Below are 17744 nucleotides of genomic sequence, written 5' to 3' on the forward strand. Positions count from 1 at the left end.
CTGGCGTTGATTTTTGGCACGCTGTTGAGTTCTCAAGGAACGGACGCTTCCTTCGTACTCACCCTCGCGGGCTTTCCTCCGGGCGCTTCCCTTCGCTGCTCCAAACTCTATCAGTGTTTTTCCGTCTCTCTCACCACCTGCCTGCAGGCATGCAGAAGGTGACCCCGAGATAGGATCTGACGAGTTTGGGTCCTGCTGAACCAAGGACGCTTGGTCGCGTCGCTCGGCCTCAAGCAGGAGTACGACTGTACACGGGGCTGGGAAGCGGGTGCAAATCGATTGAGGCTGGTGGTCTAGACCACTATCCGGTATCTTCCATACGGAACCGTCAGTTCATATGACATACCCTGCTCCACAGTGCGCCGTCCGGTACAGGCAGTGACGGCCCATATGGATCTCCACCCCTGGGAGGCTTCCCATGACCACCGTGACGTCCCCGATTGCAGGACGCGCCATCGGCCTGGCAGCAGTGCCGGATCCAGTCTTCTCCGGGGCCATGGTGGGCCCGGGAACGGCGATCGACCCCGTGCGCGAGCCGTCCGAGGCAGTCGCTCCTGTGGACGGAGTCATCGTCTCTCTGCACCCGCACGCCTTTGTCGTCGTCGACGAGCAGGGGCACGGAGTGCTCACCCACCTCGGTATCGACACCGTGCAGCTCAACGGTGACGGTTTCGAGCTGCTCGTGAACAAGGGCGACACCGTGACGCGGGGGCAGGGCGTGGTTCGCTGGAACCCTGCCGCCGTGGAAGCCGCCGGCAGGTCGGCGGTGTGCCCCATCGTGGCGCTCGAGGCCACTGCCGAGGCTCTCTCCGATCTTCGTGACGATGGTGACGTGAAGGCGGGCGACACTCTTTTCGTCTGGAAGTGACGTCAGTGCCGTCGTATGACGGCAAGCAGACAACCACAGCGGCGGCGGGACCCGCCGCACTATCGGAGACGGGTGAGATGGAGACAACGCTGCGAGGCGTCGGTGTGAGCCACGGTGTGGCGATCGGCGAGGTTCGGCACATGGGAACGGCGGTGCTGGAACCGCCTGCCAAGCAGATTCCGGCGGAGGACGCGGAGCGTGAACAGGGGCGCGCTCGCCAGGCCGTGGTCGCTGTGGCAGCCGATCTGATGGCGCGCGGCAATCTGGCGGGGGGCGAAGCCCAGGCGGTGCTCGAGGCGCAGGCCATGATGGCGCAGGACCCCGAGCTGATGGCGGATGTCGAACGGCGTATCACCGTCGGGAGCACGGCCGAGCGCGCCGTGTACGACGCGTTCGCCGCGTACCGCGCCCTGCTGGCCGGTGCCGGCGAGTACCTCGCAGGTCGTGTGGCCGACCTGGATGACGTGCGGAACCGTATAGTCGCCCGGCTGCTCGGCGTGCCGATGCCGGGTGTTCCGGACAGTGACGAGCCGTACGTTCTTATTGCACGTGACCTTGCGCCTGCCGACACGGCGCTGCTGGATCCGACCCTGGTCCTCGGTTTCGTCACCGAGGAGGGTGGGCCGACCAGCCACAGCGCGATTCTGGCGCGGGCGCTCGGTGTTCCGGCCGTGGTGGCGCTGCCGGGTGCCGGGGAGCTCGCCGAGGGCACGGTGATCGCTGTCGACGGCAGTACCGGCGAGATCTTCGTGAACCCCAGCGATGAGAAGAAGGCGCAGTTGGAGGCCGCGGCCGCCGAGCGCAAGGCGGCGCTCGCCGCCTCGACCGGTCCGGGCGCCACCTCCGACGGTCACAAGGTGCCGCTGCTGGCCAACGTCGGCGGTCCCGCGGACGTGCCGGCCGCCGTCGAGGCCGGGGCCGAGGGTGTGGGTCTGTTCCGCACCGAGTTCCTCTTCCTGGACGACAGCAAGAACGCCCCGTCGGAGGCGAAGCAGGTCGAGGCCTACCAGCAGGTGCTCGAGGCGTTCCCCGAGGGCCGTGTCGTCGTCCGTGTCCTGGACGCAGGCGCGGACAAGCCGCTGGATTTCCTCACGCCGGCCGACGAGCCCAATCCCGCGCTGGGTGTGCGCGGTCTGCGGACCCTGCTCGACCACCCGGAGGTTCTGCGCACCCAGCTGACGGCGCTCGCGAAGGCTGCCGAGGGTCTGCCGGTCTACCTCGAGGTCATGGCCCCGATGGTGGCGGACCGTGCCGACGCCAAGGCGTTCGCGGACGCGTGCCGTGAGGCGGGGCTGCAGGCGAAGTTCGGCGCGATGGTCGAGATTCCTTCGGCCGCGCTGCGGGCCCGGTCGATTCTGCAGGAGGTCGAGTTCCTGTCGCTGGGGACCAACGACCTCGCGCAGTACACGTTCGCGGCCGACCGCCAGGTGGGTGCGGTGTCCCGTCTGCAGGATCCGTGGCAGCCGGCGCTGCTCGACCTGGTGGCGCTGTCCGCTGAGGCGGCGAAGGCCGAGGGCAAGAGCTGCGGTGTCTGCGGTGAGGCTGCATCCGACCCGTTGCTCGCGTGTGTGCTGACCGGTCTTGGTGTCACCTCCCTTTCCATGGGCGCGGCGTCAATTCCTTATGTGCGGGCGACTCTTGGCAAGTACACGCTGGCCCAGTGCGAGCGTGCTGCTGCTGCGGCCCGGGCTGCGGAGAGCGCCGAGGAGGCGCGCAACGCGGCTCAGGCGGTGCTGTCGGGCGAGTAGCCGGGCCGGCGTCGGCTGTTGTTCCGCCGGCTGTTCTTGAGAGGCGCTCCACCCGCGGGTGGAGCGCCTCTCGTGTTTTCAGTGGCGGTGCCCCGGTGTCTGTCCTTCGTCCCCGAGGTCCGGCGGTACGCAGTAGTCGACGTCCGATTCCGGGGAGATCAGGTCTCCGGATTCGATGTCGGTGCAGTAGGCGTCGAACACCTCGCCGGCCGTGAGGGGTTCGAGGCCTTCTCCGCGCAGACGCCAGCCGTAGACGCGGTCAGTGGTCCCGGGGGCGCTGGTGCGCATGACGAGCCCGCCGGGGCTCTGGGTGGCGATGCCGAGGGCCAGGACTGTGGTGAATTCGAGGGCTTCGGCCTCGTCGAGTTGGATGGCGCCACGGTCGTCCTCGTCTGCGTGGAGGACGGAGACGAGTGTCTCCGGTGTTGCCGAGACGCTGCAGACGAGGTGGCGGTTGCCTGCTCCCGCTGTGTCGAGAATGCGTACGAGGAGATGGGAGGCGCGGGTGAAGGCGGCGCGGCCGATGTCCTCGCCGCACGAGGCGCAGGCGCCGAGGCGGGCGAGGAGTGTGGATGCGTACTCCCAGGTGGCCTGTCGGACGGCTTCGTCGACGAGGGCGGGGACGAGGTCAGTCAGAGGCTGGCCCTCGTAGGGAAGCACGGGTCCTGTGGTCGCCAGTTCGGCGGTGAAGCGTGTGCGGCTGGACTGGACGTCGGGGTCGAGGCCTGTGTCCGCGCAGAATTCGGCGTACTCCTGCGGGTCGAAGAGGGCGACCGCGGTGTGGCTGCCCTGGGAGGCGCGTGTCTTGAGGAGCGCTTCCACCTGTTGGAGATAGCTCGTGTGGTTGTCGAAGGTGAAGCTGCGGTAGCGCCGCATGGCACGGAAGTCGTGCTCATCGGTCAGCAGGCCGATGGTGCCTGCGATTTCACGGCGCAGGACGCGTCGCATGGTCTGGTGGTCGGTGTGCGCCATCTTTCCCCCTGTGCATGGTCGATCAATGCTCACTCACAGTAACCGTCGGCACTGACAACGGCGTCCGAGTGAGGCGATCACGGACTAGGCGGCGCTGAATCAGGCAGGTCAGAGCGATGATGGCGCCGAAGGTCGTCCAGCCGGCCGGGCCAGTGGTGATGGCCGCGGTGACGGCCAGTGGTCCGACGCTGCGTTGGGCGGACTGGGCCAGACCGTGTACGCCGAGGTAAGCGCCCTGCGCGGTGCCGGGGGCGAGGGCGACGGACAGTTCCCAGGAGATGGTGGCGTGGAGCATCTCGGCCAAGGTGAAGGCGGCGGCCGCAGCCGTGAGGAGCAGGGTGGCGGTGACGGCTCCCCCGGTGGCCGAGAGCGCCATGGCGATGCCGCCGAGAGCAAAGGCGGCTGACAGCGGAAGGAGGAGCGCGCGGGCGGCCGCAGTAGTGGTCCCGAAGCGGGCCAGGGGGACCTGGAGGGCCACCACCATCACGTTGTTGAGGACCAGCAGCAGGGGCGCGAGGCCGTGCGGTGCGTTGTCCGCGTGAGCGATCCACAGGGGCAGGCCGACCTTGAAGACGGCGTCGTCGAGGAAGAGGACGGTTTCGGTGGCGACGTAGGCGAGGTAGGTGCGGTCACGCCAGGGATTGGCGCGTGTCGGCTTGGTCGCGGGTGCCGGGGTTTTCGAGGTGGTGACGGTGCGCGAGGCGGACGGGGGTTCGCCGCAGCGCAGGGTGAGGAGGGCGGAGGCGAGGAAGGAGAGTGCGTCGCCGGCGAGGAGCCACTGGTAGGCGGTGGTGGTACCGAGGGCCAGGGCCGCCGCGGCGGCGAGGCCGCCCAGGGCCCAGCCCGCGTTGGCGATGGTGCGGTGGACGGCCTGGTAGCGGACGCGGTCGGGTCCTGCCACGCGGGTGGCGTAGAGCCTTGTGAGGACGCTCGCCGCGCGGTCTCCGAGGCTGCCGACTGCAGAGAAGGCGAGGAGCAGGGCGTAGTCGTTCGTGGTGAGGAGCGCCAAGGAGGCCAGTGCGCGCAGGAGTTGGACGGCGAGCAGGACGCGGGTGAGCGGGAACCGGTCGGCGATGCGGCCGCCCAGGGGTGCGCCGGCGATGCCGATGGCTCCGGCGGTTGCGGCGAGCGTGCCGACCTGGGCGACGGAGAGTCCCGAGACGTAGGTGAAGTACAGGACGGACACCGAGGCCCACAGTCCGCTGCCGATGCGGTCGACGAGCGCGATGGTGAGCATTCTGCGTCCGTCGCGCCCTCCTGGTATGCGGCTCGACCATGCGGCTGCGCGGCGCATCGGATGCACTGCTCCCCCTTGCGTTCAGTTATGTACTGGTACATAATTTCCAACGTGGCAACACAATATGGGATCTCTGGTACGACGGCCAAGGGAATTGCCGCGTCCGTCGAACGGGCCGTGGCGGAGGGATCGTTGGGGCCGGAAGCCGCGCTGCCTCCGGTGCGACGGCTCGCGGACGACCTCGGGGTCAGTCCCGGCACGGTCGCCGCGGCCTACAAGGAGCTGCGACAGCGCGGAATCGTGGTCACGCGCGGGCGGGGCGGGACCGTGGTGGCGCCGGCTCCCGCGGTCGCGTCGCGGCGGCCGCCCAAAGTCCCTGAGGGCCTGCGGGACTTGTCCGGCGGGCACCCGGATCCCGCCCTGCTTCCCGCTCTCGTACCGCCGTCACGCCTGTCCCCCGGCGCCCGGGCGCATCGCTCGACGCCCAGGCTGGCGCGGCTGGAACAGCGTGTGCGCGACTCGATCGGGCCCGAGGGTGTCCCCGTGGACCACGTGACCTTCGCGCATGGGGCGCTGGATCTGATCGGCCGACTGCTGTCCGTGGAGTTGCGGCCCGGCGATGCCGTGGCCATGGAGGATCCCGGATACCACCATCTGCTGGACCTGGTCACGGCGTTGGGGCTGCGCATCGTCCCAGTGACCGTGGATGACGAGGGCGTGCGTCCCGAGGCCCTGCGCGGGGCGCTGCAGGCTGGTGTGCGGGCCCTGGTGTGCAGTCCGCGGGCGCAGAATCCGTACGGCGGCTGCTTCTCCGTTGCGCGCCGGGACGCACTCGTGGAGGTGCTCCGGGACGAGCCAGATGTGCTGGTCGTCGAGAACGACCACGCGTCGGCGGTGTCCGCCGCCCCGCTGCACTCGCTGACCGTCGGCGGGTTGGCGCGCTGGGTGCATGTGCGGACGGTGAGCAAGTTCCTCGGTACCGACCTGCGGTGGGCGACGGCGGCGTGTGATGCGACCACGCTGGCCCGCCACGACGGCCGGCTGCTGCTGACCTCGGGCTGGGTCAGTCATCTGCTGCAGGAGATCGTGTACGGGTTGCTGGCCGACGACGGCACGCGCGCGTTGGTGGCCCGCGCCCAGGAGACGTACGCGCTGCGCCGTGGCGCCCTTCTCGACGAGCTCGGCGCGCGAGGTATCGGTGCGCACGGGGCGAGCGGGATGAATCTGTGGGTGCCCGTGCGGGACGAGTCGGCCGTGGTGAACGGGCTGCGCTCGTATGGCTGGTGGGTCGCGGCCGGGGCCCGGTTCCGGTCGTCGTCACCACCGGGGGTGCGGATCTCCGTGGCCGAGCTGGAGCCTGCCGACGCGGCGCGGCTGGCCTCGGACTTCGCTGCCGTGCTCGATGAGTCCGAGGCCACCTACGGCGGTTGAGCCGCCCCCGTCAGGCGCGTTTGCGGGCGAGGTCCTCGTAGAAGTGCAGTAGATCCAGGTTGTCGATGGAGCCCGGGTTGACGGCCTTCTCCAGTGGAGTGCCCTGGAGGAGGCGCTTGACCGGGACCTCGATGCGCTTGCCGGTGAGGGTGTGCGGAATGCCGGGTACCTCGATGATCTCGTCGGGGACGTGGCGCGGTGAGAGCTGTTCGCGGATGGTCTGCTTGATGCGGGCCAGCAGGGCCTCGTCCAGGGTTGCTCCGGGGACCAGGTGCACGAAGAGGGGCATCCAGTAGCCGCCGTCGGGCTGTTCGATGCCGATGACGAGAGATTCCCTGATCTCGGGGATGCGCTCGACGGCTTCGTAGATGTCGGCCGAACCCATGCGCACGCCCTGGCGGTTGAGCGTCGAGTCGGAGCGGCCGTGGATGACGACGGAGCCGCGGGTGGTGACGGTGATCCAGTCGCCGTGGCGCCACACACCGGGGTAGGTGTCGAAGTAGCTGTCGTGGTAGCGGCTGCCGTCGGGGTCGTTCCAGAAGTGGATCGGCATCGACGGCATGGGGTTGGTGACCACGAGCTCGCCGACCTCGTCGATCACGGGCTTGCCGCTCGGGTCCCAGGACTGCAGGTCGGTGCCGAGGCCGGGTGCCTGGAGCTCGCCGATGTACACCGGGAGGGTGGGTACGGCTCCTGCGAAGCAGGAGCACACGTCCGTGCCGCCGCTGACGGATGCGATCCACAGGTCGTCGCGGACCTCGTCGTGCAGCCAGCGGAACCCGTCAGGGGGCAGGGGAGATCCGGTCGTGGCGACGCACTGCACCCGGGAGAGGTCGAAGTCGCGCGCCGGGTGCACGCCGGCCTTGCGGCAGGCCATGACGTAAGCCGCCGAGGTGCCGTAGAGGGTGGCTCCGGTCCGTTCGGCGATGCGCCACTGGGCGCCCGTGTCCGGGAAGCCGGGGCTGCCGTCGTAGAGCACGATCGTCGTGCCGGTGAGGAGGCCGGAGACGAGGAAGTTCCACATCATCCAGCCGGTGGACGTGTACCAGAAGAAACGGTCCTCGGGGCCCAGGTCGCAGTGCAGGCCGAGCTGTTTGAGGTGCTCGATCAGGATGCCGCCCTGGGACTGGACGATGGCCTTGGGCAGGCCGGTCGTGCCCGAAGAGTAGAGCACCCAGAGAGGGTGGTCGAAGGCGACCTGCTCGAAGACGGGCTCCACGTCCGCGCTGGTCAGGGCCGACCAGTCCAGGGCGCCTTCGGGGGGCTCGGTGCCGAGGAGGGGGATGTGGACGACGGCACGCAGCGTGGGCAGTTCGTGGCGCAGCTCGGCGACGATGTCGCGGCGATCGTGCTCCTTGCCGCCGTAGCGGTAGCCGTCGACGGTGAACAGGACGACCGGTTCGACCTGCTGGAAGCGGTCCAGGACGCTACGGGCGCCGAAGTCGGGGGCGCAGGACGTCCAGACGCCGCCCACGGCGGCCGTGGCGAGGAGGGCGACGACGGCCTGCGGGATGTTCGGGAGGTAGCCGCTCACGCGGTCTCCGGGGCGTAGGCCGAGGGCGCGCAGCTCGGCGGCCAGGGAGCCGACCTGGCGACGCAGCTCGGACCAGGTCACCGGGCGCGGCTCGTGCGTCTCGTCGACGTAGAGGAGGGCCGGTTCGTCCGCGCGGGTCGTGGCGGCGCGCAGGGCGTGCTCGGCGTAGTTCAGGGTCGCCCCGGGGAACCACTGGGCACCCGGCATCGAGCGGTCGCCGAGTACGCGCGCGTAGGGTGTCGAGAACCGTACGTCGAACCACTGAGTGACGGCTTTCCAGAAGGTGTCCAGTTGGTCGACGGACCAGCGGTGCAGTGCCGCATAGCCGCCCTCGGCCGGTGCGCCGTGGTGCTCGGCCGCCCAGGCCTGGAACTTTGTGACCTGCGCCTGGGCGATGCGTTCCGGATCTGGCTGCCAGAGCGGCTGGGGGTTCACGGTCGACATGGGGCGGCTCCCGGACTGTGCGCGTCGTATGCGTCGGTCGCGCACGTGCTGGGGTTGTGCGCGTGACGCGGCTGACACGGACGATGCCATGTGATCGACTTCTACACCAGGGCGCGCCCCACATAGTCCGGGTCGTGAAGATGTGGTCCCGGCACGGGTGAACGGCAGTTGAACGACACGCGCGCGTGGGGCGGTCAATGGCAGGGTGAGCAGCATGGACGGTCGTGACCTGGTGCGTTCGATAAGGGTGGTCGGTTCGGTGAGGGCGGCCCAGGGGTTGCGTACCGTGAAGGCGGCATGGCGGAGGAGGCGTGCCGACGCCTCCGCGCTGCCGTCGCGGGGCGCCGAGCGAGCGCGGGTGCCCGGGCCCGTGCAGGAGGTGGAGCCCGGTCCGGGTGGCGGCGTCGTCCGGTTCAGCCGGTCCGAGCTGCGCATCTTCGTCGCTGTGAACGGGGCGGTCTTCTGGGGCTGGGACGGGGCCTCTCCGGAGCCGTCGTACGCGCTGGCTGGCCGCTGCCCGGAGCCGGATCCCCGGGCCGTCCTGGAGCCGGACAAGGACGGCGGCTGGCGGGTGGTGGCCGAGCGGGTGACGGTCGTCGTCTCGCGGCACGGGGCAGTCGAGGTGCTCACACCCGGAGGCGTGACCCTGCGCCGTGATCTGCCGCCCCGGTGGTGGGAGCCGGTCGGGGGCGGTGTTGCACGCTGGATGCAGCGCTCGGAGGTGGCCGCGGACGCGCGGTTCTTCGGGCTCGGCGGGCGGGCATCGGGCCCACGGCTGCGCGAGGGAACGTACCGCCTGTGGAATACGGACCCGGGGCGCACGTTCGGTCCCGGCGACGATCCGCTGTACATCACGATGCCGGTGCAGCTGGTGGTGGCCGACGCGGCGACGCATCTGGTGTTCCACGACACCTCGTGGGACGGCACGGTGACACTGCGGGAGGGCGAGGAGGGCGCCGGTTCCGGGCACGACCGTGCAGGGATGTGCGAACTGCGGGTGGACGGCGGTCCGTTGCGCTGCTGGGTGGTCGTGGGCACCCCCGCGCGCGTGCTGCACACCTGGGCGTCTCTGACGGGTGCGCCTGCGCTACCGCCCGCGTGGGCGCTGGGTCATCATCACGCGCGCTGGGGCTTCGGCAGTGAGCAGGAGGTGCGGCGGATCGTCTCCGGCTACCAGGAGCGCGGGCTGCCGCTCGACGCCGTCCATCTGGACATCGACCACTACGACGAACACCAGGTGTTCACCGTCGCCCACGAGCACTTTCCGAAGCTGCCGGTGCTGGCCGAGGAGCTGCGGCGGGACGGGATCCGGCTGGTGTCGATCGTCGACCCTGCGGTCAAGGCCGCCGAGGGCAACGCGGCGTACGACAGCGGGACCGCCGTGGACGCGTTCGTGCGGGACGCTTCGGGGCGGCTTGTGCGCGGGGTGGCGTGGCCCGGGGAGGCGGTCTTCCCGGACTTCACGCACGCGCGTGTGCGTGAGTGGTGGGGCGCTCTGTACGAGGAGCGGCTCGCCCAGGGGTTCTCGGGTTTCTGGCACGACATGAACGAGCCCACCTCGTTCGCCGCCTTCGGGGAGTCGACGCTGCCGCGTTCGGCCAGGCACTCGCTGGAAGGACGGGGCGGGGACCATCGGGAGGCGCACAACATCTACGCGCTGTGCATGGCCAGGGCGGCCTACGAAGGGCTGCGCGAACTGGCTCCCGAGGAACGGCCGTTCATTTTCTCGCGCTCCGGTTGGGCCGGCCTGCAGCGCTACGGCGGCACCTGGTCCGGAGACGTGGCCACGGGCTGGCCCGGGCTGCGGGCCTCACTGTCGCTGGTCATGGGGCTGGGTCTGTGCGGGGTGCCGTATTCGGGGCCGGACGTGGGCGGTTTCGACGGGAGTCCGTCGCCCGAGCTGTATCTGCGCTGGCTCCAACTCGGTGCGTACCTGCCGCTGTTCCGTACCCACGCGAGTCTGCGGGCGGGGCGCAGGGAGCCTTGGGAGTTCGGTGCCGAAGTGCTGGAGCACGCGCGCGTGGCGCTCGTCGAACGCCGGCGGCTGCTGCCGTACTTCATGACGCTCGCGCATCTGGCCCGACGCAACGGAGCGCCCTATGTGCGGCCGCTGTGGTGGGCGGCGCCCGAGGACCGTGCGCTGCGCGACTGCGAGGACGCGTTCCTGCTGGGCGACTGTCTGCTGGTGGCGCCGGTGCTCGACCCGGGCGCCGACCGGCGGGCGGTGCAGCTGCCCCGGGGGCGCTGGTACGACACGGTGACGGAGCAGGTGTACGAGGGGCCGGCGCAGGTGCTCCTCGAGGCCCCCTTGTCGCGGATTCCGGTGCTCGCGCGCGCGGGTGCCGTCGTCCCCGTACGCGGGGACGACGGCGGGCTGGAGCTGGAGGTCTGGGCGCCCGCCCGGGGACGGAGCGGTGGCGGACTGGTGGTGCAGGACGCGGGTGACGGATGGGCCGAGCCGGAACTCGAGCGCTACGTCGCCCGTTGGACGGGACGGCGGCTGGTGGTCGAGCGCGAGGGCGAGGGCGGCGCCGGCGAGCCGCCCTACCCGGTGCGTGTGCGAGGCCTGAAGGGGGACTGACTCAGACGTACCGGCCCTCGAACCACGCCCGTACGGCCAGCGTGTGCAGGGGGAAGGCGAGCTCCTCCGGCCTGCGCAGGAGGTGCCAGCCCTCCGTCTCGTCGGTGGCCGTGGACTGCGGGAGGCCCTCGGCCGGGCGCTCGGGGAGGAGCCCGAACAGCAGCAGGTGCCCGTCGGGCGAGCTCATGGCGTCGACGAGCCGTACGTCGCGGCCGGCCGCGTCGATGCCGGTCTCTTCCTTGAGCTCGCGGACGACGGCCTGCCGCCAGTCCTCGCGGTCGTCGATGTAGCCACCGGGCAACGCGATGCCTCCGCGCGCGGGGGCGACGGTTCGGGTGATGACGACCAGGGCGGTGCCCTTCGTGTCGTACACGGGCTGGAGCGCGATCGCCACCGGCAGGGGGTTGCGGTAGGCCACCGCGTGGCAGGCCGGACAGGTGCGGGGCCAGCCGGAGACGCCCTCTCCGTAGGGCGCTCCGCAGCTCGAACAGTGGGAGTCGGGCGCGGAATTGGGGGTGGAGGCTTGAGTTTCGGACACGAAGCGGAATGTATCCGATCAAGTGAAGAGCGTCTTCCGGGGGCGCCTCAGTGCCCGCTGGTGAGCGACTTCCGAGAGACGGGGAAGTCGAAGTAGGTGTCCGGGTAGGGCTCGGGCTTGTACGTGTAGTGCCACCACTCCTCGGCGAGGTTCACGAATCCGAGCCCCTCCATGGTGCTCTTGAGGAGCAGTCTGTTGGCGCGCTGTTCGCCCTCGATGCGCGGGTCCAGGGTGTGGGCGAGGGTGTCGAAGCAGTCGAACCCGGTGCCCATGTCGACGGAGTTGTCGGGGAAGCGCTCGTCCCTGGGCGCATAGCAGGGCACGAGGGGCTCTCCCGGGTGGTACGGCCGGGTCGGTCTCGCAGGGAGCTTCACGATGGTGAGGTCCATGGTCGAGCCACGGCTGTGGCCGGATTTCTCCGCGATGTAACCGTCCGCGAACAGACGGGTCTTGTCGACGTTCGGATAGAACTCGCCCTTCGTCGCCTGGTCGTCGAGGTCCTCGGCCCAGCGGACGAAGTGGTTCACGGCGCGCTGCGGCCGGTAGCAGTCGTACACCTTGAGGGTGTAGCCCTCGCGCAGCAGCTTCGCCTGGGCCTTGTGGAGCGCTTCGGCGGCCGGCCGGGTGAGGAGGCAGATCGGCTGCTGGTAGCCGTCGATGCGCTCGCCGACGAAGTTGTGCGGGGTGAAGTAGCGCATCTCCTGGATGATCGTCGGGTCCACGGTTCTCAGGGCCACGAAGTCCTGCGGTGCTTTGGGCTCGGTGTTCGCCCGGGCGGTGGCCGAGGCGGCCGTCACGGCCAGCAGGGCGGCCAGGGCGGTGATCAGACCGCGTACTGAACGGGTGAGTCGTGTCATGTCTCCTGCCCTGCCCAATTCCGGATGCCCGTGACACACTTCTGACGTTCCGTCAGATCGTATGCCAGGGAGGGGCTTTGTCTCGTACACGCACGCCCGTCGTCGACGGATGGTTCACCGGCGACGGGGACGGCTTCAGGCTCCTCGGCACCCGCTGCGCGGCGTGCGGTTCGGTGTTCTTCCCCCGCGAGGACACCCACTGCCGGAATCCCGGATGCCCCGGCGGAGATCTCGAGGAGGTGCCGCTGTCCCGGCGCGGGCGCGTCTGGTCGTACACGGACAGCCAGTACCGGCCACCGTCACCCTATGTGAGCAATCCGGAACTTCCGTGGGAGCCGTACACGTTGATCGCTGTGGAGCTGGAGGCCGAGCGGATCGTGGTGCTGGGGCAGGCGGCGCCCGGGGTCACCGTCGCCGATCTGACGGTGGGCATGGAGGTGGAGGTCGTGCCCGGAGTGCTCCATGAGGACACGGAGACGACCTGGACGACCTGGCATTGGCGGCCGACGGGGGTGAGGGCATGACGGGTGAGGTGGCGGTGCTCGGCGCGGGCATGCACCCGTGGGGCAAGTGGGGGCGCAGCTTCGTCGAGTACGGGGCTGCAGCCGCCCGTGCGGCGCTCGCCGACGCCGGGCTGGAGTGGCGGGACATCGGCTCGATCGTCGGCGCCGACACCGTGCGGGGCGGCTATCCGGGCTATGTGGCCGGTGCGACCTTCGCGAAGGCCCTGGGCTGGCAGGGCGCCCGGGTGGCGAGCGTGTACGCGGCGTGCGCGTCCGGGGCACAGGCCGTCAACACCGCGCGGGCACAGATCCTTTCGGGTCTCGCGGACGTGGTCCTCGTGGTGGGCGCCGATGCGGCGCCCAAGGGGTTCTTCCGGCCGGCGGGAGGCGACCGGCCCGACGATCCGGACTGGCTGCGCTTCCGGGTGCTGGGGGCGACCAATCCCACCTACTTCGGGCTGTACGCGCGCCGTCGCATGGCCGTGCACGGCGACACGGTCGAGGACTTCGCACAGGTCAAGGTGAAGAACTCGGCCCTGGGGGCGCTCAATCCGAACGCCCGCTACCGCAAGCGGGTCACCGCCGAGGAGGTCGCTGCCTCCGTGGTGGTCGCCGATCCGCTGCGGCTGCTCGACATCTGCGCGACGTCGGACGGAGGTGCGGCCCTGGTGCTGTCCAGCACGGAGTTCGCACGTCGGCACGGGGCGGACCGGCCGGTGCGGATCCGGGCCGTGTCCACGGTGACGCCGCGTTACCCCAACACGGTGCTGGATCTTCCGGACATCGCGACGGACTCCGCCGTGGCGGTGCAGCCTGCCGCCGACACGTTCCGCACGTCGATCGCACAGGCGGCCTACGAGGAGGCGGGCCTCGGCCCCGAGGACCTCTCCCTCGCCGAGGTCTACGACCTGTCCACCGCCCTGGAGTTGCAGTGGTACGAGGATCTGGGGCTGTGCGGGCAGGGAGAGGCCGCGAAGCTGCTGCGGGAGGGCGCGACGACCCTCGGCGGGCGAATACCGGTGAACGTGAGCGGTGGGCTGGCCTCCTTCGGAGAGGCGGTTCCCGCTCAGGCGATTGCTCAAGTCTGCGAGCTGACCTGGCAGTTGAGGCGGGAGGCGGGTGAGCGGCAGGTCGCGGGGGCGCGCGTGGGGATCACGGCGAACCAGGGGCTGTTCGGGCACGGGTCGGCGGTGATCGCGGTGCGGTAGGCAGGCGGAGCAAGCCCTTTCTCGCACGCTGCGTGATCGCCTCGAAATCCTGCGTGAGCGTCTCATGAACTGGGCCTGGGCGTGCGTCGGCGGAGCCATCATGCTCCCGTGCACTCCTGGACGGATACTCTCCGCTTCGCCTTCCAGCCGGTGGTCAACCTGACCACCGGAGGGGTCGCAGGGCTGGAGATACTCGCCCGCCCGGAGGCCGGCGACATCCTGGCCGAGGCCCGTCGAGACCCTGAACTCGACGGCCGGCTGGCGGTGTTGGCGGTCCGTGCGGCGGCTCACAAGGAGACACTGCTGCCGCTGCACGTCAACGTGTTCGCGGGCACCCTCGCCGACCTGGGAGGCCTCACCCCGCTGCACGCCGCCGTACGCGAGGCGGGACGGCTGCCGTGGGAGGTGACGATCGACATCGGGCCGCCGTACACGCACGTCCCGCAGCAGGCGCTGCTGGAGGCGGTGAGCGCGCTGCGGACGCAAGGCTTCCGGATCAGTGCGGACGGCGTCGGAGACGGGGACGTACCCCTGCGGCTGCTCACCGACATGGGGCCCGACCTGGTGAAACTGGATGCGTCGCTGCTGGCGCGGCCGGCGGCGGTGAAGGCGATGCGGACGCTGTGCGAGCAGCTGGGAGCGCTCCTGTCCGTCGAGGGCGTCGAGACGGAACTGCAGTGCGCGGCCGCGATCTCGGCCGGTGCTCAGCTGGCGCAGGGCGAGCTGTTCGCACCGCCGGCCCGGTTGCCCGCGGCGGACGTATACGTTCCGCCTCGTTCCTCGGGCGCCGTGACGGTCCCGAAGTCGGGGCCTTCGGTGCGGGAGTTCGTGCGGCCCGCCGCGCTGCTGCCCGCCACCGCGTCGGCCGGTCAGGTACGGGCGCTTCTGACCGGTTCTCCGGAGGTGTCGGGCGTGCTGCTCGTGGACGCAAACGGACTCCCGGTCCGGTCGGTGCACCGCTCGCGGTTCCTGCTGTCGATGTCGGGGCGCTACGGACATGCTCTGTACGCCGACCGGCCCGCCGCGAAGCTCGGGGATCCGCCGCGGACGGTGGGTGTCGACGCCACCGCATGGGAGGTCCTGGACGTGGTGGCCGTCGGCGGCCGGGGGCGCACGTCGGACGATGTGGCGGTGGTGGACCGGATCGGGCGGTGCGTGGGTGTCGTACGGCTCGCGGACCTCGTGCGGGCACTGGCCGAGAGCCGGGTCGAGGAGGCGGCCGGGCTCAATCCGCTCACGCGCCTGCCCGGCTCGGACGCGATCACCGGCGAAGTGGACCGCCGCATCGCGGACGGCCGGCCCTTCGCCCTGAGCTGGCTGGACGTGGACCACTTCAAGCAGGTCAACGACGGGGCCGGGTTCGCGGCGGGCGACGAGCTGATCCGCTCGGTGGGGCGGGCGCTGCAGCACGCGGCGTCCGGGAGCACCCGCGTGGGCCACATCGGCGGGGACGACTTCCTGGTGCTCGCCGAACCGGAGTGGCTGGATCCGCTGGCCGCCTCGATGCTGGACGCGCCCTGGTCGGCCGGCGGGCGTCCCGTCACGTTGTCCCTGGCCACAGTCCTGTGCCCGCCGGGCAGTGTGACGGACCACCGGCAGGCCGCCGCGTGTCTGGCGCCGCTGAAGAAGGCCGCGAAATCGCTGCACGGGGCGAGTTGGGTGCTGGGCCGGGCGGGTCTGCCGGGCCACGAGATCCGGCGCGGCTCGGGGACGGCGCCCGCCCAGGCCGGGTGCGCGGTGGCGGAACCGGGCCTAGGCTGATCGTCGTAACCGACCGACCGTAATGCCCTTCGCTCGGAGACAACGGCGGCTGTCACCGTTGGTGTCGGCGACCTTGACGCTCTGTGGGCGCCGGTGAACACTTCCGGTGTCAGTCGACATCGCCGTACATACACGGTGTATCCAGGCACGCGCCGCGCGGGCCCCGCCTGAAGAACAGGCCCGTTCCCCCACGGGCGATTCGGCTGCGACGGCACGCTCGTCACGGACGCCGGACGGGGCGCGGGAGCTCCCCCGCCTTCGGCTGAAGTCGCCACGGGAAACGCACCCTGCACCGAGGACCGGGGTCGATCACCCCGGGACAGGGCCCTAGGAGCCGCCATGAGCAACGCAGACATCCACGGCGAAGGCCACGGCATGTGGATCCCGGTGGTCGGACCGCTGATCGGCGGGGTGCTTTCCGGGCTGATCTTCACAGCAGCCCTCTGATTCAAAGCAGCCTTCTGAAGGAACGACGAAGGGGACGTCATGACGGACAAGTTCGTCGCCGCTATCGACCAGGGCACCACTTCCAGCCGCTGCATCGTCTTCAACCAGGACGGCGCGATCGTCGCTGTCGACCAGCGCGAGCACCGCCAGATCTTCCCGAAGCCCGGCTGGGTGGAGCACGACGCCACGGAGATCTGGTCCAAGGTGCAGGCCGTGGTCGCCGGAGCGATCGCCAAGGCCGGGCTGCGCGCCGACCAGCTCAGCGCGCTCGGCATCACAAACCAGCGCGAGACCACGGTCCTGTGGGACCGCGCGACGGGCAAACCCGTGCACAACGCCATCGTGTGGCAGGACACCCGCACCGCGGCGCTGACCAACCAGCTCGGCGGCTCGGATGGGCAGGACCGTTTCCGCGAGCAGACCGGACTGCCGCTGGCCACCTACTTCTCCGGCCCCAAGGCCGCCTGGCTGCTGGACAACGTGCCCGGTCTCAGGGCCCGCGCCGAGAACGGTGAGATCGCCTTCGGCACCATCGACTCCTGGCTCATCTGGAACCTGACGGGCGGCACCGACGGCGGACAGCACGTCACGGACGTCACCAACGCCGGCCGCACCATGCTGATGAACCTGGAATCCCTCCAGTGGGACCCGTCCATCCTCGCCGCGATGAACATCCCCGAAGCCGTCCTCCCCGAGATCAGGTCGTCGGCCGAGGTGTACGGCACCGCCGTGGGCCAGCTGGCCGGGGTGCCGGTCGCCTCGGCCCTCGGCGACCAGCAGGCGGCCGTGTTCGGGCAGGCCTGCTACGACGTGGGCACGGCGAAGAACACGTACGGCACGGGCAGCTTCCTGCTGCTCAACACGGGCAACCGGCCGGTGGCGTCGAAGAGCGGGCTGCTGACGACGATGGGCTACAAGATCGGCAGCGAGGCACCGGTCTACTGCCTGGAGGGGTCGATAGCCATAACGGGTGCCCTCGTGCAATGGTTCCGCGACCAGCTGGGCATCATTCGTACCGCCGACGAGATCGAACCGCTGGCGGCGAGTGTCGAGGACAACGGCGGAGCGTACATCGTGCCCGCCTTCTCCGGCCTGTTCGCGCCGTACTGGCGCTCCGACGCGCGCGGTGTGATCACGGGCCTGACCCGCTACGTCACCAAGGGGCACCTCGCCCGAGCCGTGCTCGAAGCGACAAGCTGGCAGACGCGCGAGGTCGTGGACGCCATGTACCAGGACTCCGGGGTGCACATCACCACCCTGAAGGTGGACGGCGGCATGACCAAGAACAACCTGCTCATGCAGCACCAGGCGGACGTGCTCGACGTTCCGGTGGTCCGCCCCAAGGTCTCCGAGACCACCTGCCTCGGCGCCGCGTACGCGGCCGGGCTCGCCACCGGCGTGTGGAACGACCTCGACGAGCTGAAGTCCCACTGGCAGAAGGATGTCGAGTGGACGCCGGCCATGGAGGCATCCGTCCGTGACCGCCAGTACCACAACTGGCGCAAGGCCGTTGAGAAGAGCTTCGGCTGGGAGGAAGACGGCGAAAACTAGGCACGCGCGCGCGTGCCCATGGCTGCGGCCCGTACCCCGGTCGGCGGGGGTACGGGCCGCGCAC

At 70.2% G+C, this 17744-nt stretch carries 13 protein-coding genes; 8 read left to right on the top strand and 5 right to left on the bottom strand.

All coding sequences use genetic code 11. The features are described from left to right. Positions 1–418: 418 nt before the first annotated feature. Together ACFY10_RS50005 and ptsP are read left to right on the top strand one after the other, a co-directional pair. Positions 419–868 carry a PTS glucose transporter subunit IIA gene (locus tag ACFY10_RS50005; protein WP_390672082.1) on the top strand — a complete coding sequence of 150 codons (450 nt, stop codon included), beginning with the start codon at positions 419–421 and terminating at the stop codon, positions 866–868. A 77-nt stretch (positions 869–945) separates the two neighbouring features. Next, positions 946–2616 (top strand): phosphoenolpyruvate--protein phosphotransferase, encoded by a 1671-nt coding sequence (ptsP, locus tag ACFY10_RS50010; RefSeq protein ID WP_390672083.1) that lies wholly within the window; start codon positions 946–948, stop codon positions 2614–2616. Positions 2617–2694: 78 nt separating this feature from the next. Here the strand turns inward: ptsP and ACFY10_RS50015 are convergent, their stop codons facing one another. Both ACFY10_RS50015 and ACFY10_RS50020 read right to left on the bottom strand, forming a co-directional pair. Beyond that, positions 2695–3588: a hypothetical protein gene (locus ACFY10_RS50015; protein WP_390672084.1), complete on the bottom strand. Its 894-nt coding sequence runs from the start codon at positions 3586–3588 to the stop codon at positions 2695–2697. Between the two features lie 22 nt (positions 3589–3610). Further along, positions 3611–4825, bottom strand: coding sequence for an MFS transporter (locus ACFY10_RS50020; RefSeq protein WP_390672085.1), 1215 nt, complete (start codon positions 4823–4825; stop codon positions 3611–3613). Between the two features lie 111 nt (positions 4826–4936). Between ACFY10_RS50020 and ACFY10_RS50025 the strand changes: the two genes are divergently transcribed. After that, on the top strand, positions 4937–6256 hold the full coding sequence (locus ACFY10_RS50025; protein WP_390672086.1) for an aminotransferase class I/II-fold pyridoxal phosphate-dependent enzyme: 1320 nt from the start codon (positions 4937–4939) through the stop codon (positions 6254–6256). A gap of 10 nt (positions 6257–6266) precedes the next feature. On the opposite strand, the gene ACFY10_RS50030 is transcribed toward ACFY10_RS50025, so the two are convergent. Next, positions 6267–8234 carry an acetoacetate--CoA ligase gene (locus tag ACFY10_RS50030; RefSeq protein ID WP_390672087.1) on the bottom strand — a complete coding sequence of 656 codons (1968 nt, stop codon included), beginning with the start codon at positions 8232–8234 and terminating at the stop codon, positions 6267–6269. A 214-nt stretch (positions 8235–8448) separates the two neighbouring features. Here ACFY10_RS50030 and ACFY10_RS50035 point away from each other — a divergent pair, with 214 nt between their 5' ends. Further along, entirely contained in the window at positions 8449–10815 is a 2367-nt protein-coding gene (locus ACFY10_RS50035) for a TIM-barrel domain-containing protein (protein WP_390672088.1), read from the top strand. Position 10816: 1 nt separating this feature from the next. Here the strand turns inward: ACFY10_RS50035 and ACFY10_RS50040 are convergent, their stop codons facing one another. Together ACFY10_RS50040 and ACFY10_RS50045 are read right to left on the bottom strand one after the other, a co-directional pair. Then, the gene (locus ACFY10_RS50040; RefSeq protein WP_390672089.1) at positions 10817–11353 is read right to left on the bottom strand and encodes an NUDIX domain-containing protein; all 537 of its coding nucleotides are present in this window, start codon (positions 11351–11353) and stop codon (positions 10817–10819) included. Positions 11354–11400: 47 nt separating this feature from the next. Then, positions 11401–12210, bottom strand: a complete 810-nt coding sequence (locus tag ACFY10_RS50045) for a M15 family metallopeptidase (protein ID WP_390672090.1) — start codon at positions 12208–12210, stop codon at positions 11401–11403. Positions 12211–12287: 77 nt separating this feature from the next. On the opposite strand from ACFY10_RS50045, the gene ACFY10_RS50050 reads away from it, so the two are divergent. From ACFY10_RS50050 to glpK, 4 genes are all read left to right on the top strand, one after another. After that, entirely contained in the window at positions 12288–12734 is a 447-nt protein-coding gene (locus ACFY10_RS50050; RefSeq protein ID WP_390672091.1) for a Zn-ribbon domain-containing OB-fold protein, read from the top strand. Further along, complete coding sequence (locus ACFY10_RS50055) at positions 12731–13921, top strand: lipid-transfer protein (protein ID WP_390672092.1); 1191 nt, start codon at positions 12731–12733, stop codon at positions 13919–13921. Before ACFY10_RS50050 ends, ACFY10_RS50055 begins: the two co-directional genes overlap by 4 nt. Before the next feature lie 108 nt (positions 13922–14029). Continuing rightward, positions 14030–15682, top strand: coding sequence for a GGDEF domain-containing protein (locus tag ACFY10_RS50060; protein WP_390672093.1), 1653 nt, complete (start codon positions 14030–14032; stop codon positions 15680–15682). Positions 15683–16168: 486 nt separating this feature from the next. Beyond that, a complete protein-coding gene (gene glpK / locus ACFY10_RS50065) occupies positions 16169–17680 on the top strand; it encodes a glycerol kinase GlpK (protein ID WP_390672094.1) in 1512 nt (503 codons plus the stop codon). Positions 17681–17744 lie beyond the last annotated feature (64 nt).

Source organism: Streptomyces sp. NPDC001401 (genome assembly GCF_042895385.1).
GTDB lineage: Bacteria > Actinomycetota > Actinomycetes > Streptomycetales > Streptomycetaceae > Streptomyces.